Origin of the sequence: Acinetobacter sp. RF14B (assembly GCF_006864105.1) — a bacterium.
In the GTDB taxonomy this organism is placed as follows: Bacteria; Pseudomonadota; Gammaproteobacteria; order Pseudomonadales; family Moraxellaceae; genus Acinetobacter; species Acinetobacter lwoffii_C.
In genome coordinates this window covers 1-21,790 of record NZ_SMTB01000033.1, presented here as the reverse complement: position 1 = coordinate 21,790, position 21,790 = coordinate 1, and the positions used below count along the sequence as shown (strand labels likewise).

Sequence of the window (21,790 nt, the reverse complement as noted above, 5' to 3'; positions counted from 1 at the left end):
TTATCATGTACAAACCAAGGGCTGAGATACAAGCAGAGAATTGTTGTTTAATTTTATAGGCTTATTGTAATAGCCCTGAATCAAGGAAAAGCTGGATAAGCAATAGTGATAAATTTTGCAAAAATTATTTTAAGGGAAAAATCTAGAAAATTCATGTATTTTTGTTGTTGCTCTCAAAGAATGGACTATTGTTATACATAGTACATGGCAATACTAAAGATGAGAATGACACCTCAAAATCCATTCATTTGAATGATGCAGAACTGACCTGTCTATAAGTCATGCTAGGTGTTTAGTGCCGGCATTTCCTGCAGTGGAACAAATTTAAAACTTCAGGTTCATCTGTCCAGGGTTTACAGAGGAACTCAGCTTCTTGGGTTGTTTTGAGTCTGCGGCCAAAGTTGTATACAGGCATAAACGCAGCAAGGTGAATGCATAATTGAGTATGATCGTCATACTGGAGCTTTTAATGGCAGCTTCTTATCTTTCCTTGGGTTATTGATAAAGCAAACAAAGACAATAAATGGATTTGCTGGCCGATTGATCAAATACAGATAATCAAAAAATATAGTCCCCAATAGGGGACTTTTTATACTATGGGATTTTTAAAGTTGAGTGGATATTCTATTGAGAATCCTGACTATCAAGCTGATAAACTGCATTCGCTACAGTGGTAGGCTCTATCTGTTTGATTTTTTTTCCAAAGCTGCGTAACCACCAGGTCAGTTGCGAAGTAAAGGGGACAGTCGCACTGATCAGGAACATGCCATTTTCCAGCTTTTCAATTTTTTGGTCTTTGCTGAGCTGACTTTCTTCAAAATAGTGCGCATCTACCTCATCCATGGTCAATTTCAGGGTGACATTTTCAGTTGGATGGTTGAAATCTACGCGAAAGCCCAGTGCCCCTGATTCAATATAATCATCAATATCAAAATTTACAGGATGCAAAGCACGGGAATTCAGCACAATTGCGGATTTAAAGCGGTGCAGGGCAAAGGTTTGAATATCGGACTTATCATGACGGGTACAGACCAGATAAATAATTGAACCTTTTTGTACCAAAGCCAGCGGATTCAGAATATAGGTTTTTTCCTCACTTTGAAGACCACGGCCCTGATAGACACATTCCAGTTGCTTGTCCTGTAATAAAGCTTCATAAATGGCTTGCTGGGCGACCTTATCGACAAAAGGCGGAATCAGCGGTTGGGTGGCCGGTACAATCCGGACCCGGTTGATCCATTGCCGAACATTATTTTGCGAAGAAAGACTACGTCGCGCCAGATCAAACCAGGGATTCATTTCATCAATCAGGCTAGGCGGTAGCAAATGCTTCAGGTGTTCTTCTACCATCATAAAGGTTACAGCCTGCGAGCTGGTCATATGAGGCAAGCTTTGAATAGGAGCATCTGAACGCCAGCGCCAGCCTTGTGGTGTCGTTTTACTGCTTTCAATCGGAAAGCGCTGGGCAATCTGGTTCAGGTCACGCTGAATGGTCCGCAAGCTGATTTCAATGCCTTCACGGTTCAGGATTTCCTGTAATTCACGTGTTCCCATCCATTTACCGGTAGAAAGACGCGACAAGATTTGCCATTGGCGATAAAGGCTATTCGAGGTTTCTTTTTCTTGTGCTGACATAATATATTTTACTGGCTATCAATAGGACAAGTGTAGATAAAGAGAGTAACACAATATGAAATCCGCATTTTTTTCGCAAGTCATTCTGCACAACAAAGGTTCTATAATAAAAAAAATGCTGGAAAATCGTATGGAGTTTATAGAGCCAAGATCAGGTGAATATTGGCTAAGTTAATCAAGCTCATGGCATGGAGATGGTTTTGATTGTATTAAACTAGAGGCTGAACAAGAGGTTTGTGGGCTTCAAACAAATCAAGCTACAAAAGCTCAGGTTAAAGACGAAATCAATTCAGACCCTGTAATTATCAAAGTAATTAAGCTCCGCCCTTCGCAACTTTTATACCAGCAGTTGCCTTTAAAAAGTTATCCATGAAATATAGCCAGATTCGCAGGATTAATATGCTCTGTGATTCCACGGCCGAATGAGTCATGCTCGAAGATAATTTAAGAACATCTTTCGAAGTTGTCGAAATGATAAAATACCTGAAGATAAGTCAAAAAATTAAAGCCTACATTATTTGAATAGTTTTATATTTTCAGCACGGAAATAATCAAAATTATTAACAAGAATTCTGATTGAAAGAGCTGATACTAACCGGTCTTTGGTGGTGATCTTAATATCGGTTACTTTAACAGCGCATATTATGAACTGTTTTTCTGGCAAGAGTAATAGATAGGCTCTTGGTAACATCGCGTAACCTTTTTGTGGGAAGCATGAAGGTTTATGTAAAAACCATAGGGGGCTATCATCTAGTTAATGTTATTTATAAATGTATCGATGGTGTATCTTGATTTTTTACTTTAAAGCAGAGAGGAACTAAGGTACTCCCAATTTAATGGTAATCTGTTTATAGCATCATATTGTAATTGCCCATGCATCAAGAGCAGGGGGGCAGTAAATGGTAAATCAACCTTCCCTATATCGATAACATAATCGGATTTTATTTGGATGAGACAGTACTTGTCAAAATGTTCTGAGCTACCAAAGCCCTCAGGTAAAATATGTGAAATATATTTTGTCTTGTGGAGGTTAGTGGATCGTGAGAGCAGCTTAAGGTTTGGGTCACTGAATACTGGTCGGGCGACTGGCTTCTAAGCAGTCAATTGAAATATTTAAAGTATTTGGAATAAGAATCTTGGTTAGCTCGTATCTTTATAGTGTGCAGCCTACTTTGAAATTAGTTCTAATTCAAATAATTCAATATCAATATTTTTAGAGCACCTTATTGATTTACATTTTTTAAGTTCAGTTTAGTGCGCTGAAATAGTATCGAGCAGTTTAACGCGATAAGCGATCTCTGATGGTAGTTTATCCTAAGGGTAAGGAAAAAATACGAGAGTAGTTGACAATCTGCATTCACAGCCAACGAAGGAAAACGTCATGGTCTTGTTGAATACCAATGCGCAGCATATTTTTTGGTTAGGTCGATATTTATCTCGAACCCAGTTTTTATGTTCGCATTTTCCATTTCTGGATGATGAGGCGGCACTTAATTATGCCCATGCCTTTTGCCTACCGGCTTTTGATGCCAGCTCGTTAAATGAGTTAATCCTGGATGCGAAGCAACCCGCTTCTTTCAGGTACTATTTTAAGCAAGCTCAGGAGAAGATTCAGAAGTTACGGGGAGTTTTATCAGCCAGCGCCTATTCAGAACTGAGCAGGCTGATTAAAACTACTCATGAAAATGCTGCTTATATCTGTGATGTTGTTCATGATTGCGAAGATGTCTTGGAGGCAGAATCCCCAGACATCTTTTTATTTTTCAGCTTGGGCCAGTCTTTAGATCAACTGGATCAACAGCTACGTTTAGCCATAGACACTCAAAAGACCTTAACTAAAATTGATTATCTTGTTGAAACTTTGGTGGAGATGGGATGGGGAGATTTGGAGGAATATTGGCAGCAATTACGCCGTACACCGAGTTCCATCCAGTTTTATCAGTTCAGTGATCATATTCATCAGTTATTCGAGGCTGATCTCTAATTGAAGGTGAATCTCAGAGTTATTACAGGCGATATGCTATCGGTTTTTAATCTACCATTTCTGCATGTATCTTGTTTAAGTCGAAATAGGTGTGCTATGCGATATTTTTGAGGCCCGTCATTTGGTAAGTCATGCTTGGGCAGAAGTATAAATTAAGAAAAAGTAGTATTGTCTTGATATTAGACATCAGCTGTGTAGGGCAAGTACCGAGGCATATATTGCCGCTGGTTGGGATGATCGGGATGTAACCCGCACGCAGGGTAAGGGAAAAGGAGGAGAGGAATCTATGTATTCTATCTTCCAGATATTAGGCTGTTAACAGGAGTCAAATAATGACCTATTGTTGTGCGCTACGTTTAGAACAGGGAATGGTTTTTATTAGTGACACCCGAACCAATGCGGGTGTGGATCATATTTCAGTATTTCGTAAACTATATACTTTCGGGGTGGATGGAGAGCGTCTGATTGTGGTTCAAGCCTCGGGAAACCTGGCGACAAGCCAGGCGGTGATTGGTCACATTAAAAACCATCTGGAGCTGAAACAGGAGCCGAATATACTTAGTCTGCATACTATGTTTGATGTGGCAGAGCTGATTGGCAGTATACTGAAAAAAGTCATCGCCAATGTTACTGAGGATGTGCAGGAGCAAAGTACCTATTATTGTAATTTGCTGGTGGGCGGACAGATTAAAGATCAGGAAATGCAGCTTTACCATATTTATCCGCAAGGTAATTTTATTTGCTCGACAACGGATACGCCATATTTCCAGATTGGAGAAAGTAAATACGGTAAACCGATTCTGGACCGCGCTTTGACCTATGATATGCCATTAGATGAGGCGTTGCGTTGTTCTCTCATCTCCTTTGCCTCAACTTTACGTTCTAATGTATCTGTGGGAATGCCACTAGATGTGCTGGTGTATAAAAAAAATAGTCTGATGATGCCGAAGGGTAAGCGGATTGCAGAAGATGATAAGTATTTTACTGATATTAGCCGTCAATGGTCGGAAACTTTAAAAAAGGGTCTGGCAGAATTACCGACGCCTTCAAGTGAGTATTTTCTTTAATAAGTAATAGAATGATCTCGGACAATAAAAAGCCCCACTCAAGGTCGGGCTTTGTACTGCTGATAAAATCTGAGTTTACAGCACTTTACGTCGTGGGCGGTTGGTCAGACGGCAAAGCAGTTCATAACCAATGGTGCCATTGGCTTCAGCTACATCATCCACCAAACGGGTTTGCCCCCAAAGCTCAACCTCGGTGCCTAAATCTACATTTAAGCCCGTGACCTCAATTGCAATCATGTCCATGGCTACGCGACCAATCACACGGGTAGTCTGGCCATTAATCGCAACATAGTTTTGTTGAGGGAAAGCACGCGGATAGCCATCCCCATAGCCAATTGAAACAATGGCTAAATCCATATCTTGATCAGCGGTAAGGGTTGAACCATATCCCACAGACTCTCCCGCTTTAATTGAATTCAGCGCGATAATTTCTGCAGTAAATGTCATGACAGGTTTTAAGTCCAGATCATGGATTGTTTTATCTGCAAAGGGGGAGGCGCCGTAAAGCATAATCCCGGGGCGAACAAAATCAAAATGCAATTCGGGATACTTATAAATTGCTGCCGAATTACAGCAGGAACCCATGAGCGGCGCACAGTCATTTTTGACTTCCAGGAACTGGCGAATCTGTTCATCATTTAAAGGATGATCAGCATCGGCATTGGCAAAATGCATCGCCAGGACGCAATTAAAACCTTCGGCTTTGAGCTGGTGAATAACATCTTTAATGTGCTCAAGCTTAAAACCAAGACGGTTCATGCCACTATTCAGTTTAACCCAGACTTTCAGTTTTTTAGCGTTATAGGCCTCTTTATAAGCCAGTAGCCAGTCTAGCTGTTGCTGGTGATGCACAACAATCTCAATATTTTGTTCAATGACCACTGGCATTTCATCAACTGAAAAAATCCCTTCAATCAGGGTGATGGGCTGTTGATATCCGAGTTGGCGGATTTCCAGAGCTTCTTGCAGGCAGGCGACCCCGAAGGCATCACTCTCTTTTAAGGCTGCTAAGCAGTCTTTAACTCCATGTCCATAAGCATTGGCTTTGACCATGCTGACGATTTTAGCGCTTGGGGCAAGTTGTTTGACACGGTTTAAATTATATTGCAGGGCAGAACTGTCAATATAAACTGTAGCTTGACGCACCCTAAATTACTCCTTAAGGGACGGTGGAAATGTGAGAATGATTACTCATCATCCTCATACTGAGCATAGAACTCAGGAGACAGATTACTAAAACGGGTATATTGACCTTCAAAGGCCAGACGAACGGTGCCAATTGGACCATTACGCTGTTTACCAATAATAATTTCGGCAGTCCCGGCTTCTTTGGATTCCTTGTTATAAACCTCATCACGATAAATAAACATAATCAAGTCGGCATCCTGCTCGATCGCACCAGATTCACGCAGATCCGACATCACCGGACGTTTATTTGGCCGGTTCTCCAGAGAACGGTTGAGCTGGGACAAGGCAATGACCGGACACTGCATTTCTTTGGCCAGTGCCTTCAGGCTGCGAGAAATTTCTGAAATCTCACCGACACGGTTATCCCCCATACCCGGAACTTTCATCAGCTGTAAATAGTCGACCATGATGCAGCCCAGTTTACCGCCATGCATTTTGGCAATACGGCGCGCACGCGCACGAACTTCTGTCGGTGGCAGGGCAGATGAATCATCAATATAGAGATGCTTTTCCTGTAAATGTACAATCGTACTGGTCACTTTGGACCATTCATCACTGTCCATTTTACCGGCACGTAAATGCCCCTGATGCACACGGCCAAAAGAAGAAATCATACGCATGGCAATGGAGTCAGCGGGCATCTCCATTGAATACACCAGAGCTGGCAAATTATTATTAAACAGGACGCTTTCGACCAGATTCATGGCAAAAGTGGTTTTACCCATAGATGGACGCGCTGCAACAATAATTAAATCACCGGCCTGCATCCCGGAAGTTTTATTATCCAGTTCTACAAAGCCTGTAGTCAGACCAGTAATACTGCCTTCCATTTGTGACAGTTCGTTCAGCTTGTCAAATACATCGGCAACGACGGTGTTAATGGCTTTTGGGCCTTGCGCCTTGGCATTATTATTATGCTGTTCGGCAATCGAGAAAATATTGGTTTCGGCCAGATCCAGAATTTCACTGACTGGACGACCTTTGGTGTCATAGGCGTTCTGCAAAATTTCAGAACTGACCTTGATCATGCTACGAAGGGTAGAGAATTCCTTGATTTTACCTGCATAAGTTTCCAGGTTATAGAAACTTGAAGGAGAATCTGCCATCAATTGCATCAGATATTCTTCACCGCCAACCGCTTCCAGTAAGTTTTGCTTGATCAGCCAGTCATGTACCAGCACTGCATCATAAGGTGAGTTTTCTTTGGACAGCTGTTCAATTGCACGGAAAATATATTTGTGGCGTGTTGCATAGAAATCATTTTCGGTCAGTACGTCACCAACCTGTTCAAAAGATTCAGCCACAGTCATCAGGGCAGCAAGTACAGCTTGTTCAATCGCTAAATTGTGAGGTGGAGTGCGAAACTCCTTGAGACTGCTATTTTCAGTAACAATTTCTGGTTTAGCGCTAGTTGCCTTGATGCTGGCATTCGCCTGTGACATATAAATCCCTGATTTTAAAAACAATGGTCAAATATTATCGGAGATGAATAGCTTTCATTCACTACGATATGAAATGATACGCGCTCTGGCATCAAATGCGAAGCCTAATTTTTTATCAACACGAATAATAAAATGAATTTTAAACAGTCGAGTGGGAGGACTGATATTTTTTAGAGATAAAAAAAGAGCATGCTCACGCATGCCCTTTTTATGGTGAGAAATTACTCAGCTACGATTGTAACGAGAACTTCTGCAACAACATCATGGTGCAATTGAATTGCGATGTTGAATTCACCAGTGTTGCGAAGTGCGCCATTTGGAAGACGAACTTCAGCACGGTCAACTTCAAGACCAGCATTTGTCAACGCGTCAGCGATGTCACGAGTACCGATTGAACCGAATAGTTTACCTTCGTCACCTGACTTAGCAGTAATAACGATGTTTACTTCGTTCAATTGGTCAGCACGTGCTTGAGCAGCAGCTAAAATATCAGCTTCTTGCTTCTCAAGTTCAGCACGACGAGCTTCAAAAGCAGCAGTGTTTGCTTCAGTAGCAGCAACTGCTTTACCTTGAGGGATAAGGAAGTTACGGCCGTAACCAGCTTTAACTGAAACTTTATCGCCTAATTTACCAAGGTTTTTAATGCGTTGTAATAAGATAATATCCACAGCTCAACCTCACTTATGATTGTCAGTGTAAGGGATCAAAGACAAGTAGCGAGCTTGTTTGATAGCAAGCGCTAATTGACGTTGATAACGAGCTTTAGTACCTGTAATACGGCTAGGAACAATCTTGCCATTTTCAGTGATGTACTGTTTTAAAGTGTCGATATCTTTGTAGTCGATATATGTAACGTTCTCAGCTGTAAAGCGGCAGAACTTGCGACGACGGTAGAAACGTGCCATGTTATGTTCTCCTTATGCTTCAGCAGAGTCTTGAGCTTGTTGTGCTTCTTCACGTTGAGCTTTACGCGCACGTTTTTCTTCAGCACTTTTAGCCAGTAAAGACTCTTCAGTGATAGCGTTTTCACGACGGATGATAAGGCTACGAATGATTGCGTCATTATAACGGAATAATTCTTCAAGCTCATCAAGAGTAGTTTGACCACACTCAACATTCATTAGAATGTAGTGAGCTTTGTGGATCTTGTTGATTGGGTAAGCCAATTGACGACGGCCCCAGTCTTCAAGACGGTGGATTTGACCTTCAGCTTCTTTGATGTGAGTTAGGTAACGTTCTACCATACCCACAACTTGATCGCTTTGGTCTGGATGTACCAATAGTACGATTTCGTAGTGACGCATTGTCAGCTCCTTACGGTTTACACAGCCCCAATTTAGATAAATTGAAGCAAGGAGTCACAACCTGGGTTGTGTCGCAGTGTTTGCGAAGCGTGGATTTTAGTGGGTTTTGGTAAAAAATACAATAGGATTGGTATAAATTGCATGATCAAAATCTTGGTTTTGTTCTGAGCAGCAAGAGGATATGGCCTTTCAATAGGGGAGACTGCTGATAATTTAAGTGAGGGTTGAGTCTTCCGTGTTGTACCAAGCCCACCTTAAAAGCCAAGCCCAATTAGCGAGTGTGTTGCAAAGAAGTTTCATAATCTACAGCGGTGCGTATCCCTGTTTGAATAGAAATTTCATCATTATTGACCAACTTTGGGGCACCCCGAAAATTGCTCCAGTCCAACAAATTGGTAATACTGAGCTGATATTGACGAGGCAATTTCTGACGCAGCTGGTGTAAAATAAAGCACACTCATATAGATTTTGGATTTTATTATCGAAATCAATCTGTAAGCCTTATACCTGACTTTCTTGCTGCTACCACTGATTGAGTAAACTCGGCACCTGTTGATAGTCTTGTGTACTCCAGCTTAGATGATAACAGCAGATGACTAGCCAGATTTTTTGCTCTTATGGTCGTGGTGCAATACCTTGCCGAATAACTGACAGAATGAAGACTAGAAAATAATAATAAAGCGGCTAAATACAGTATGGAGCTTTTTATAATTGCTATATGAAATGAACATTTTTTATTTATTTTGAATATTCTGTTTTAGCAAAAATTCCATAAAGAGAAATAAAAAAGATAGAGACTAACTCTATCTTTTTAAAAAAATACGATTGGATTGGCGGGTAGAGTAGAAGTAAAACTGAATGAAATACTGATAATGGTAATCAGCAGGACAGAAAACAGAAAATAACGTTTTGCCCAGAGCTGGTCATTTTCAGCCTTAAATCCAATTACTCCTAAATACAGCCAATAAATACAAAGCGCATTGAGAATAATGACATAAATCCAGTTTGCATAGCCGTAGATAAATAGTGCATTCATTGTCAGTGTAAATAATACGACATAAATAAATGACTCAATCTTGGTTCGATAAATCGAACGAGCTACAGGCAAAATTGGAATATTGGCATTTTTGTAGTCATCAAAGCGGTAAATAGCAATTGCCCAAGAGTGGGGCATTTGCCAGAAGGCATAACCCAAAAAGATGAGTAATGCACCCATGTCAAACTGACCGACTACAGCCGTATAGCCAATGACAGGTGGAGATGCGCCGGAAATACTGCCGACAATAGTTTGATGAATAGTCGTTCGTTTTGTCCATAAGCTGTAAAAACCAACGTATACGACAAAACCAATGACCGCGAATAGGAAAGCGTATGCATTTACCCAAAACCATAAAATACCAAAACCAATCACACCTAGCACCAAGGCAAAAGCCAAGGCTACAGGAACAGAAATAGTTTTTTGCACCAGAGCACGGTTTTGCGTGCGTTGCATTTTCTGGTCGATGTCCTGATCAATAACGTTATTGACCACACATCCTGAGGCAACTACAAGCGTAGTACCCAGAAGAGTAAGGAGCAAGAGAAGGAAATCTACAAAACCTTGAGTGGCTACAAAGTAGCCACCCAAAGTGGTAACGAAGTTACCAAAGAGAATTCCTGGCTTCGTCAGGAATAAATACTTTTTCAGCATGACAACCAGTTTAGATCATCATGTTGTAGTGTAGGTAATTCATGATCCATACAGAACCCACTAAAAGAATAGAGATGGTTAAGATGGTATACACGAATGCAATCACGTTCCAGCGCTGCTCTGAAGAAGAGTTCATGTGCAAGAAGTAGATTAGCTGTATAAGAATCTGGGCAACTGCAGTAATCGCAATGACTGTGATCAAGATACCGCGACCAAAACCGCCTGCCATGACCATACCAAATGGAATAATGGTCAGAATAACAGACAGGATAAAGCCGATTGTATATTGCTTAGTGTTACCGTGTGCTGCACCAGCTGAGTTATGATCGTGACTCATTACAGAACTCCCATCAAGTAAACTACGCTGAATACACAGATCCAAACGATGTCAAGGAAGTGCCAGAACAAGCTTAGGCAAGCAAGACGACGTGTGTTTGCCAGAGTCAAACCATATTTCTTGATTTGAACCATTAACACGATCATCCACACCAGACCAGAAGTTACGTGAATACCATGCGTACCAACTAGAGTAAAGAACGCAGATAAGAACGCACTTGCGCTTGGACCGTGACCTGCATGAACTAAATGATTGAACTCATATAGCTCCATGCCGATGAAGATTGCACCGAATACCCAGGTAATTGCTAACCAAGTTAATACTTTTGCAACATCTTTTTTGTATGCAGCAAGAACCGCAAAACCAAAAGTTACAGAAGAGATCAAGAGAGCAAAGGTTTCAGTTAATACAAAACCTAAAGAATCGCCAAAAAGATCTTTTGCACTTGGCGTACCCACTGGAATGTGGCTACTTAAAACAGCGAACGCAATGAAGAGTGTACCAAACAGGATAAGGTCACTCATCAAGTAAGTCCAGAAACCAAAGACTGTGATGTCAGTATCATCGTGATGATGCTCATCGTGTCCGTGGTTCTGATGATGAAGTACTTCAGCCATTGTCTTAGTCCTTCTTCAAGTGTTTATCAAGGATCGCATAGCGTTCGTTTTCAATACGCTCTACTTCAGCAGCCGGAACATAGTAATCCACTTTCTTGGTGAAAGAAGAAACGATGAAGCTGATAATTGAAGCAATGAAAGTAACGAATACTAACCACCAGATGTGCCAGATTAACGCAAAGCCCATTACGGTGATAAACATAGCGATAACGAAACCAGCAGCACGGTTAGTCGGCATGTGGATGTCTTCATACTTCGTTGGTTTTGCATAAGCAACACCATTTTCTTTGTCAGTCCAGAAAGTATCAATACCATTGATCTTCGGAAGATAGGCAAAGTTGTAGAACGGAGCAGGGGAAGAAGTAGACCACTCAAGCGTACGACCATCCCATGGATCGCCAGTCAAATCTAGACGTTGGTCACGCTGTAGGAAGCCAACTACGATTTGCATAATGAAACATACGATACCAAATGCAACCAGGACAGAACCGAACATTGCAATGTTTACATACGGATCCCAGTCTGGGTTGTCAAATGTATTCAGGCGACGAGTCATACCCATGAAACCAAGGATATAAAGCGGCATGAATGCAAAGTAGAAACCGAAGAACCAGAACCAGAACGCCAGTTTGCCCCAAGTTTCATTCAGTCTCCAGCCAAACATTTTTGGCCAGTAGAAAATGATACCTGCGAACATTGCAAATACTACACCACCAATAATTACGTTATGGAAGTGAGCGATCAGGAACAAAGAGTTATGTACCAGGAAGTCCGCTGGTGGCACCGCCATCAATACACCAGTCATACCACCAATACCGAAAGTTACCAGGAAGCCCAGTGTCCATAGCATTGGCGTAGTGTAGACAATACGACCCTTATACATGGTGAATAACCAAGAGAAGATTTTCACACCTGTAGGAATCGCAATAATCATGGTCATGATACCGAAGAACGCGTTAACGTTGGCACCTGCACCCATGGTAAAGAAGTGGTGAACCCATACAACGAATGACAATACGGTGATTGCTACTGTTGCATACACCATAGATTTATAACCAAATAGCGTTTTGCGGCAGAATGTTGCTACAACTTCTGAATAAATACCAAAAGCAGGTAAAATCAGAATATATACTTCCGGGTGACCCCATGTCCAAATCAGGTTTACGTACAACATCGGGCTGCCGCCTAGGTCGTTCGTAAAGAAATGGAAACCGAAGTAACGGTCAAGCGTTAGCATTGCAATTGTTGCAGTTAACACCGGGAATGCGGCAATGATCAGTACAGACGTACATAGTGCAGTCCAGGTAAAGATCGGCATTTCCATCAGCTTCATGCCAGGTGCACGCATTTTAATGATGGTAACAAAGAAGTTAACACCCGTTAGAAGCGTACCTAGACCAGAAATCTGCAGTGCCCAGATATAGTAATCCATACCGACGCCAGGTGAATATTCAATACCTGACAGTGGTGGATACGCCATCCAACCTGTTGCTGCGAATTCACCTAGAGCAAGTGAAACCATCATCAGACCCGCAGCACCAGCGAATAGCCAGAAGCTTAAAGAGTTCAATAATGGGAAGGCAACGTCACGTGCACCGATTTGAAGCGGTACAGAGATGTTCATTAAACCAACAACAAGACCCATCGCTACGAAGAAGATCATGATTACACCGTGTGCGGTGAAGATCTGGTCATAGTGTTCAGGGTGTAAGTAGCCTTCGCCGCCACCTTTTGCAAGGAACTGCTGAAGACGCATCATGATCGCATCGGCGAAACCACGCACCAGCATGATCACTGATACGAGGATATACATGATACCAATTTTTTTATGGTCTACCGATGTGAACCATTCGTTCCACAAGTAGCCCCATTTCTTGAAGTAGGTAATACCAGCAACAACTGCGATACCACCCAAGATCATCATTGCAACTGTGACCAATACGATTGGATCGTAAGGAATTGCATCTGGACCTAACTTACCTAAGAAGCTCATTCTTATTCTCCTTGAGAAGCAGTCGCATGTTCAACAGCTACATGAGCTTCAGAAGCCGCAGCTTCATCATGAGCAACAGCGTCAGTCGCTGTAGCCTCTACAGCCGGAGCTGAATGGTCAGCACCATGGTAGTTACTCATATAGTTATTAATCACAGATTCAAACAAGCCCGGCTCTACAGAAGAATAATAAGTCACAGGATGTGGCTGAGTCTTATATGGACCTTCTGCCTGAGCAGTTGCAGCGAGTTTTTTCTCTAGATCTGTTCTTGCATTACGAACCATTGCATCAATTTGTTTTTGTGAACGGTTGCCATCACGTAAGGCTGCAAATTCAGCTTGATCTAAAACAGTCTTTTGAACTGCTTTTGAATTGACTGAAGTACCATTACCTGACTGAACAGCAGAAACCCATTCAGCAAACTGAGCATCTGTCACAGAGTGAGCACGGAAATGCATTTGTGAGAAGCCGTAACCTGAGTAGTTGGAAGAGAAACCGCGGTAGCCTTCAGCCGGGCTAGTTTCATCAGCCAAGATATTCAAGTGGGTTTGCATACCTGCCATTGCATAGATCTGACCACTTAACGCCGGGATGAAGAACGAGTTCATCGTGAAGTTAGAGGTTAAACGAAGGCTTACCGGAGTTTTCTCAGGGAAACGTAATTCGTTAACAGTTGCAATATTTTGCTCAGGATAGATGAAAATCCATTTGAATTGTTCTGCAATTACTTGAACAGTTAGTGGTGCTTTATCCGCCTCAATTGGACGGTATGGGTCATACTTGTGGGAACCCCACCAAGTTAACCAGGCTAAAACACCAATAATAATGACAGGAATACCCCATACTACAATTTCAATCGCAGTAGAGTGTGCCCATGTAGGTTTATAGTCTGCGTCTTTATTCGATGCGCGATATTTCCAACCGAACCATAATGCCATAATGATAGATGGAATAACCACCAACAGCATTAAGTAGATCGCAGTCATCATCAGGTTACTTTGACCTTCAGCAACTGGACCTTTAGAGTTCAGAAGTACTAAATCACCACCACACCCAGTTAAGAGTGCAGCCATCGCAGATAAAGACAATACAGCTAAAATTGTTTGTCTCATTTTACAACCTCGGTGAAGAGTCCCATTCCCTAATTTAATATGGGATAGCGATTAAAGTGTGGCATGACTAAAAAGGCTGATTTTTTATAAAAACATCCTTCTGGTCACAACACACCGCTACGTTGTGGGGCATTATGCCTGATATTGATAAACTAAGCTATATATAAAGGTGCTTTAAATCCCTGTAAAAGAAACTGATTTTGCTGGTCGTGATTTAAGAATAATTGTTGGAATTTTATTTTAATTTCAACGTAATGAGGGAAAATGGGATGCACTCCATCCCATTTAAAAGATTGATAAGTTATTGTTTTACGACTTGTGTTTTAGCAAGTTTATCATGCAGGGTCTGTCGTTTTTCCCCCAGACCAAAAGCCCAGTCAATGATTGTGCTGATTGGCATAAGCATGATATTCAAGAAAATAAAGCACACACTACGAATTGTAAAAGCACGTAGCAGACTGGTTTTCTCCCCAGTTTCAGCATCTACAATCTTAATTTTGGTTAGTTTTTTCCCGATACTCTGTCCTGATTTCGCAATCAGAAAAGCCTGTATCGCCAGCATGATAATGAGGTAAAACGCGGTGACGATCCAGGCCTGCTGTGAGAACATTTCGAACATTTGGGTTTGTAACTGCTGTGCCAGAGCAGGGTCAGCATTGCTGTCCAGCATGACATTTATAAACTCCTGATTCAGGGTCGCAAACTGAGTTTCCTGTGCCGGTGTAAAGAAAGCTGTCAAAATGAACGTCGCAGGAAGCCACAATAACAGATCAACAATCTTGGCAAGAATACGACTCGGGATGCTGGCCAGCTCATTTTTATTGGTTGTATGTTGAGCGTGAGTCTGTGTAGAGGAGGCTGGGGTTGAGGTGGTGTGCTGATAGGCCGTTGATGCAGGTGCAGGCGCAGGGGGGATATAGCCCTCAGGCATATATACTGATTTTCCTTGCGTCAGTTCACCTAAAGCCTTCCACTCTGTCATACCCTGATGCCAAGCCAGATCAGTCAGTAACACTTGCTGGTCAGCAAGCATCTGATTGAGTTGTTCCAAGGTATAAGGACCAGCTTGTTGATTATTTCGTGCCAAGTAAATCTGCATATAAACTGAATCTCAAAATGTAAATTTGAAAAAAGAACTGAAATCAGACTCTCTTGCGTTTTATGTTAAAACAAATAGAAGCGCCTGTGTTTAGATATAGAGATAAATTCAGTATTTTCAAGAATATTGATAACTGAAATTCTCTCTGGGTGAAACTAGTGTAGCAAGGATTCGTGATTTTAGTACTCGAATATGGATTTCAGTGCTAATTAATTATGGCAATTTATAGGGTAATTAAATGTTGGTATTTGTTTGTGCTTGAATTAAGAATGTGTACAGAGTGACCTATATTAAAATAATTAAAAATCAATAGACTAGGCTTTTCTGGAAACTGATTTACCACTATCTTTAAGCCATAAAAAAGACCCTGAAACGGGTCTTTTTTATCAGCATTTAGTTATGCTTTTTGAGCTTTTTCTTCAGCCAGGAAGAACCAGGTATCTAGTACAGAGTCCGGGTTTAGAGACACAGATTCAATGCCTTGTTCCATGAGCCATTGTGCAAGATCTGGATGGTCTGAAGGACCTTGACCACAGATACCTACATATTTGCCTGCTTTACGGCAAGCATGGATAGCCATCGAAAGTAGCGCTTTAACGGCTGGATCACGTTCATCAAACAGGTGAGAGACGATACCAGAATCACGGTCCAGACCAAGTGTAAGCTGAGTCAAGTCATTTGAACCGATTGAGAAGCCATCGAAGTGCTCCAGGAATTGTTCAGCTAATAATGCGTTCGTTGGCAATTCACACATCATAATAACTTTCAGGCCATTTTCGCCACGTTTCAAACCGTTTAAGGCAAGAAGTTCGATTACACGTTTTGCTTCAGCAACTGTACGTACGAATGGAATCATAATCTGTACGTTGGTTAAGCCCATTTCGTCACGTACTTTCTTCAGTGCGCGGCATTCAAGTTCGAAGCAGTCACGGAAGTTGTCAGACACATAACGGCTGGCACCACGGAAGCCCAACATAGGGTTTTCTTCTTCTGGTTCGTATAACTTACCACCGATCAAGTTGGCATATTCGTTTGACTTGAAGTCAGACATACGCACAATTACTGGCTTGTCAGCAAATGCAGCAGCAAGGGTAGAAATACCTTCGACCAGTTTTTCTACATAGAACTCGATCGGAGACGCATAGCCCGCAGTACGTGCCATAACTGCCGCACGAGTTTCACGTGGCAGGCTGTCAATATTTAATAGCGCTTTAGGATGCACACCAATCATACGGTTGATGATGAACTCCAGACGAGCTAAGCCAATCCCTTCGTTTGGAATTTGTGCAAAGTCAAATGCCCGATCCGGGTTACCGACGTTCATCATGATTTTGAACGGCAGTTTTGGCATTGATTCGATAGAGTTGGTTTGAATTTCGAAATCAAGTGCGCCTTCATAAATGAAACCAGTATCACCTTCTGCACATGATACCGTCACTTCCTGACCATCTGTCAGAACTTCGGTAGCATTACCACAGCCGACAATCGCTGGAACGCCAAGTTCACGAGCAATAATAGCCGCATGACAGGTACGCCCACCACGATTCGTCACAATAGCAGCAGCACGCTTCATAACTGGTTCCCAGTCCGGGTCAGTCATGTCAGATACAAGTACGTCACCATCTTGTACTTTGTCCATCTCTTTAATAGAGGTCACGATACGGACTTTACCAGAACCGATGCGTTGACCGATTGAACGGCCTTCACAAATCACGGTGCCGCGTTGCTTTAACAGGTAGCGCTCCATTGTACCAACGTTTTCACGGCTCTTTACAGTCTCAGGGCGTGCTTGAACAATGTAAATTTTACCGTCATCACCGTCTTTCGCCCATTCAATATCCATTGGTGAGCCATAGTGATTTTCAATGATGATTGCTTGTTTAGCAAGTTTTTGAAGTTCTTGATCATTCAGTGCGAACTGTTGACGATCTGCTTTTTCTACATCCACAACAACTACAGACTTACCTGCAGCGCCTTCTTCACCGTAGATCATTTTTTGGTGTTTAGAACCTAGGTTGCGGCGTAAAATCGCGTGTCGACCAGCATTGAGAAGAGGCTTGGAGATATAGAATTCATCCGGGTTAACCGCACCCTGTACTACCATTTCACCCAAGCCATAAGATGCAGTGATAAATACCGCATCACGGAAACCAGATTCTGTATCCAGCGTAAACATTACACCGGCAGCACCTGTTTCAGAGCGAACCATGCGTTGTACACCTGCAGAGAGGGCAACCACGTCATGGGCAAAATTTTGGTGTACACGATAAGAAATTGCGCGGTCGTTGTACAAAGAGGCGAACACTTCTTTAATTGCGATCAGCACGTTGTCAATGCCGCGAATGTTCAAGAAGGTTTCTTGCTGGCCTGCAAAAGATGCATCGGGTAAATCTTCTGCGGTCGCAGATGAACGAACGGCAACCGCGATGTCAGGGTTGCCGTTTGAAAGCTCTGCAAAAGCTGTACGAATTTCTTTTTCTAATTCCGCTGTAAGTGGAGTATCCACAATCCATTGGCGAATTTTTGCGCCAGTTTCAGCCAGAGCATTTACATCATCTACATTCAGTGCTGCAAGCTCTGCATTAATTTTAGCGTTTAGGCCACTCTGCTCGAGGAATTCACGATAGGCATTTGCAGTTGTTGCAAAACCACCTGGCACTGATACACCAGCATTTGATAAATGGCTGATCATTTCACCTAGTGATGAGTTTTTCCCACCAACAAGCTCAACGTCGTGCTTCCCTAATTTTTCAAGACCAATTACGCGCGCTTCCAAAGTTGTTACTCCACTTTTGCAGTATTAATCACTATCTTGGCATGAGAGTATAGCAAATCGTCTAGGTTTTTGATTTTACTAAGCGACAGTCATGTAAGATCGGTTTACTATAAAGATTATATAGCACTAAGACAAATGTTTGAGGAGAATTTTAATGTCAGAAGGTAAACAAATTCAGCGTAGTGTTTTCTTTATTTCAGATGGTACTGCCATCACCGCTGAAACGCTTGGCCACTCGCTGTTAGCGCAGTTTCCACATGTAAAATTTGACATTCATATTATCCCTTACATTAGCTCTGAAGAAGCCGCTACAAGTGTGGTGGCAGAGATTAATGCAAGAGCTCAAATAGACGGTGAAAAACCTCTGGTATTTGATACTTTGGTTGATCCTTATGTGCGCGATATTATTAATACAGCAAATGCGGTAAATCTTGATGTATTTGAAGGGCTTATTAGTAAATTGGCTGATGAGTTAGGCACGATTCCTACGACTTTAGTCGGTCAGACTCATGCGGTTACAGATTCTGAATCTTATAAGGCCCGTATTGATGCAGTTCATTTTGCACTCGATAATGATGATGGCGCACGTACCCGCCATTATGATAAAGCTGATTTGATCCTGATTGGTGTGTCACGTTCGGGTAAAACACCCACCTCCATTTATCTGTCTTTACAGTTTGGAATTCGTGTGGCCAACTATCCATTGACTGAGGAAGACCTGGATGACAATCGCCTGCCAGCAGTACTCAGACCGCATAAGAACAAGCTTTTCGGCCTGATGATTGATGCAGACCGTCTGGTGGCAATCCGTACCGAACGTAAAGCCAATAGCCGCTATGCAAGTTTTAGTCAGTGCCAGATGGAGCTGCGTGCGATTGAGGGGATCTATATTTCAGAAGGCATTAAATACCTGAATGTTTCGGAAATGTCGATTGAAGAGATTTCCACCCGTGTGCTACAGATGACAGGTCTCAAGCGTCGTATCGGTTGAAAAATATCCAGGACCAAGCCTTAGCTTGGTCTTGATTTATAGATAAAAATAAACAAATCTCCCAAATTTATAGAAATAAAATATGAGAATTATAATTACAGAAAATGTTTACAATCACATTGAGAAATAAAAGAGCTGAATCATTATTAATTCTGGTTACTTAAACAGCTTAATTCTCATTGCTGAGGTGGCTTAGAGGGTCTTAAAAGTCATCGAAGCTTATGTGAATGACTTTATTTTGCATTATGTTCTGGTAAATAAGTATGCACAATAACTTCGACTTGATGCTGATCTCCATTAATGCAATAGAGAACATTGCCTGCAATTTTCAGGATTGGCCAAGTAATGAGCTGACAGTTTTCACGCTGTAGCGCGACATAATAATCATCGGACTTTAAGTAAACTTTGGGCGGCGTTGCCAGATTAGGCATTAACTGACGTCTTAACCAGACATTAGTAACCTGATTTTCCAGATAGCGCAGTGAAAGTATGCTTTTAACCCGGTTGTTGAACAGGCGTCTATTTTTGCTAATTAAAGGATGGTGGAACATGCGCTGCAAGCTACGGGTAGAGCAAGGCAAGATAAATTGCGGACTAATCTGGAAAACTTTAACGGATTGAGCTTGCTGAGTGAGCCGGTCAAGCTGACTGACCGTAAACTGATCGGTTCCGATAATCGCAATGTGTTTTCCTGCACAATCAAATTCAGCCAGTTTGGAAGAAGGAAGTTGAACTCCCTTAAATTGCTGAAAACACTCAGCCCGATTTTCAAAAATACCGATGTGTGTATCCCGCTTGCTGGACATTTGTGTTCCTTGAAATTATTTATTAATTGGTTTTATTTTGAATAGATATAAACAAAATTGTGGAACAATAAAAGCAGAAAATTTAACTTAGGCAGTCATCTAATTTATAGAAACAGAGATTTGATTTCTACTAAAGCATAGAAAGAAAGATCGCGTAGAAAGCTATTTTAGAAAGAGAAAATTTGCATCGGTGGTATGCAAGCAGTTCTTCTGCTCACGCGTGAGGATGAGCAGAATATTTCAACTTCTAATTGAGGAGTTTTATTGCCCATTCTTGATATGCATGAGCAGATCAAAGTTATGCAGGCGCTTGTCTGTATCATAAATATCACAAGTAAAAATAAACTCATCAACCTCATATTTTTCCAAGAGTAATTCTAGGCCCTGTTTTACCGTAGCTTTAGAACCTACTTGCGCCATGCCAAAGAAATTATCTACGGACATTTTTTCAGGGGCTGACCACAGGCCTTCCATCGAATTAACAGGGGCTTTTAGTTTCAGGCTTTGACCACGAATCAGCGCCAATACTCGCTGATAAGCACTGGTGGCCAGATAATGAGCTTCTTCATCTGTATCAGCTACACAGGTGGGCACACCCATCGACACATAAGGGCGGTCCAGATATTCAGAGGGTTCAAAGTTGTCACGATATAATTGAATGGCCTGGCCCAGCATACGTGGGGCAAAGTGCGAAGCAAAAGAATAGGGTAGACCGAGTTTTGCTGCCAGTTGTGCACTAAACAGGCTCGAACCTAATAACCACACAGGTACGTGTGTGCTTTGGCCTGGAGTTGCCACAATGCGTTGGCCTGGAATCGGATCTTTAAAGTATTGCAGAATTTCTAAAACATCCTCAGGGAACTGATTTTCAGTTTCCTGACGGCCACGACGCAAAGCACGCATAGTCATTTGGTCGGTACCCGGAGCACGGCCCAGCCCTAGCTCAATGCGCCCCGGATATAAGGTAGCCAGAGTACCGAATTGTTCAGCTACTATAAGTGGTGCATGGTTGGGCAGCATAATTCCGCCTGAACCCAACTTGAGAGTCTGGGTGTTTGCCAGTAAATAGCCTAAGAGAACAGCCGTGGCCGAACTGGCGATGCCGTCCATATTATGATGCTCTGCCAGCCACATCCGGTGATAACCCAGTTTTTCAGCGGTCTGTGCTAACTCTAAAGCATGTTGCAAGGAAAATTGAATGCTTTTGTCGTCTCGAACCGGCACCAGTTCAAGAATAGAAAATTGAATATCTGCGAGTGTGCGCATGATCAATCCAAATAAAAAATAATTATAGACAGCATACGATTTTAGGCCGATTTTGTATATCGATAAAAAACGATATAAGTACAAAAGCATAAAAAAAAGCATCCGAAGATGCTTGAAGGGTAAAACAGAAAAGAAGAGTAAATTAACGGCGTTTGCCATTTTTATAATGACCTAAATGGCGGCCATTATCGTGACGATTGTTATAGCGATAATCATTGTAGCGATAGCCATTTGAATTATAACGGCGATCATTACGGTCATCATAGCGGCGGTCCTCACTCACTTTCTTGCCCAGTACTGAACCACCAGCAGAGCCTAAAGCTGCACCAATCAAGCCGCCATTGCTGCCTCCCATGTTATTGCCTACTGCATAACCGGCACCACCACCCAGTGCTCCACCAATAATTGCACCATTACGATCACGTTTATTGGCTGAAACTGCTGCGCCTGCACCACCACCAATGGCTGAACCAATGGTTGCGC

The 21,790-nt window shown here is 42.1% G+C and carries 19 protein-coding genes; 3 read left to right on the top strand and 16 right to left on the bottom strand.

Annotation, left to right across the window (positions count from 1 at the left end; translation table 11 throughout):
• Window positions 1-624: 624 nt before the first annotated feature.
• Window positions 625-1,635 (bottom strand): helix-turn-helix transcriptional regulator, encoded by a 1,011-nt coding sequence (locus tag E2K52_RS06875; protein ID WP_151204414.1) that lies wholly within the window; start codon window positions 1,633-1,635, stop codon window positions 625-627.
• Window positions 1,636-3,016: 1,381 nt separating this feature from the next.
• Between E2K52_RS06875 and E2K52_RS06865 the strand changes: the two genes are divergently transcribed.
• Window positions 3,017-3,619, top strand: a complete 603-nt coding sequence (locus E2K52_RS06865; protein WP_151204413.1) for an alpha-E domain-containing protein — start codon at window positions 3,017-3,019, stop codon at window positions 3,617-3,619.
• Between the two features lie 332 nt (window positions 3,620-3,951).
• Window positions 3,952-4,686 carry a proteasome-type protease gene (locus E2K52_RS06860; RefSeq protein WP_151204412.1) on the top strand — a complete coding sequence of 245 codons (735 nt, stop codon included), beginning with the start codon at window positions 3,952-3,954 and terminating at the stop codon, window positions 4,684-4,686.
• A gap of 75 nt (window positions 4,687-4,761) precedes the next feature.
• On the opposite strand, the gene alr is transcribed toward E2K52_RS06860, so the two are convergent.
• The 12 genes from alr to ppsA form a co-directional block, all read right to left on the bottom strand.
• Window positions 4,762-5,832: an alanine racemase gene (gene alr, locus E2K52_RS06855; RefSeq protein WP_151204411.1), complete on the bottom strand. Its 1,071-nt coding sequence runs from the start codon at window positions 5,830-5,832 to the stop codon at window positions 4,762-4,764.
• Window positions 5,833-5,873: 41 nt separating this feature from the next.
• Window positions 5,874-7,316, bottom strand: coding sequence for a replicative DNA helicase (gene dnaB, locus E2K52_RS06850; RefSeq protein ID WP_151204410.1), 1,443 nt, complete (start codon window positions 7,314-7,316; stop codon window positions 5,874-5,876).
• 221 nt (window positions 7,317-7,537) lie between these two features.
• On the bottom strand, window positions 7,538-7,984 hold the full coding sequence (gene rplI, locus E2K52_RS06845) for a 50S ribosomal protein L9 (RefSeq protein WP_151204409.1): 447 nt from the start codon (window positions 7,982-7,984) through the stop codon (window positions 7,538-7,540).
• Between the two features lie 9 nt (window positions 7,985-7,993).
• The gene (gene rpsR / locus E2K52_RS06840) at window positions 7,994-8,221 is read right to left on the bottom strand and encodes a 30S ribosomal protein S18 (protein WP_004278792.1); all 228 of its coding nucleotides are present in this window, start codon (window positions 8,219-8,221) and stop codon (window positions 7,994-7,996) included.
• 12 nt (window positions 8,222-8,233) lie between these two features.
• The gene (rpsF, locus tag E2K52_RS06835) at window positions 8,234-8,620 is read right to left on the bottom strand and encodes a 30S ribosomal protein S6 (protein ID WP_004696436.1); all 387 of its coding nucleotides are present in this window, start codon (window positions 8,618-8,620) and stop codon (window positions 8,234-8,236) included.
• 811 nt (window positions 8,621-9,431) lie between these two features.
• Window positions 9,432-10,310, bottom strand: coding sequence for a heme o synthase (cyoE, locus tag E2K52_RS06830; RefSeq protein ID WP_151204408.1), 879 nt, complete (start codon window positions 10,308-10,310; stop codon window positions 9,432-9,434).
• 10 nt (window positions 10,311-10,320) lie between these two features.
• Window positions 10,321-10,647, bottom strand: a complete 327-nt coding sequence (locus E2K52_RS06825; protein WP_151204407.1) for a cytochrome o ubiquinol oxidase subunit IV — start codon at window positions 10,645-10,647, stop codon at window positions 10,321-10,323.
• Window positions 10,647-11,264: a cytochrome o ubiquinol oxidase subunit III gene (gene cyoC, locus E2K52_RS06820; RefSeq protein ID WP_151204406.1), complete on the bottom strand. Its 618-nt coding sequence runs from the start codon at window positions 11,262-11,264 to the stop codon at window positions 10,647-10,649. The genes E2K52_RS06825 and cyoC overlap by 1 nt, the downstream gene beginning before the upstream one ends.
• Before the next feature lie 4 nt (window positions 11,265-11,268).
• On the bottom strand, window positions 11,269-13,257 hold the full coding sequence (gene cyoB / locus E2K52_RS06815; RefSeq protein ID WP_151204405.1) for a cytochrome o ubiquinol oxidase subunit I: 1,989 nt from the start codon (window positions 13,255-13,257) through the stop codon (window positions 11,269-11,271).
• Window positions 13,258-13,259: 2 nt separating this feature from the next.
• A complete protein-coding gene (cyoA, locus tag E2K52_RS06810) occupies window positions 13,260-14,369 on the bottom strand; it encodes a ubiquinol oxidase subunit II (protein WP_151204404.1) in 1,110 nt (369 codons plus the stop codon).
• 301 nt (window positions 14,370-14,670) lie between these two features.
• The gene (locus E2K52_RS06805) at window positions 14,671-15,468 is read right to left on the bottom strand and encodes an RDD family protein (protein ID WP_151204403.1); all 798 of its coding nucleotides are present in this window, start codon (window positions 15,466-15,468) and stop codon (window positions 14,671-14,673) included.
• Window positions 15,469-15,865: 397 nt separating this feature from the next.
• Entirely contained in the window at window positions 15,866-18,244 is a 2,379-nt protein-coding gene (gene ppsA / locus E2K52_RS06800) for a phosphoenolpyruvate synthase (protein WP_151204402.1), read from the bottom strand.
• Window positions 18,245-18,398: 154 nt separating this feature from the next.
• Here ppsA and E2K52_RS06795 point away from each other — a divergent pair, with 154 nt between their 5' ends.
• Window positions 18,399-19,235, top strand: a complete 837-nt coding sequence (locus tag E2K52_RS06795) for a pyruvate, water dikinase regulatory protein (RefSeq protein WP_151204401.1) — start codon at window positions 18,399-18,401, stop codon at window positions 19,233-19,235.
• Between the two features lie 233 nt (window positions 19,236-19,468).
• Here E2K52_RS06795 and E2K52_RS06790 read toward each other — a convergent pair whose 3' ends face one another.
• From E2K52_RS06790 to E2K52_RS06780, 3 genes are all read right to left on the bottom strand, one after another.
• Window positions 19,469-20,041, bottom strand: coding sequence for a flavoprotein (locus E2K52_RS06790; protein ID WP_151204400.1), 573 nt, complete (start codon window positions 20,039-20,041; stop codon window positions 19,469-19,471).
• A gap of 261 nt (window positions 20,042-20,302) precedes the next feature.
• Window positions 20,303-21,307 (bottom strand): LLM class flavin-dependent oxidoreductase, encoded by a 1,005-nt coding sequence (locus E2K52_RS06785; RefSeq protein WP_151204399.1) that lies wholly within the window; start codon window positions 21,305-21,307, stop codon window positions 20,303-20,305.
• A gap of 142 nt (window positions 21,308-21,449) precedes the next feature.
• Window positions 21,450-21,790: glycine zipper domain-containing protein (locus E2K52_RS06780; RefSeq protein ID WP_151204398.1), on the bottom strand; the 341-nt coding region annotated here is incomplete at its 5' end.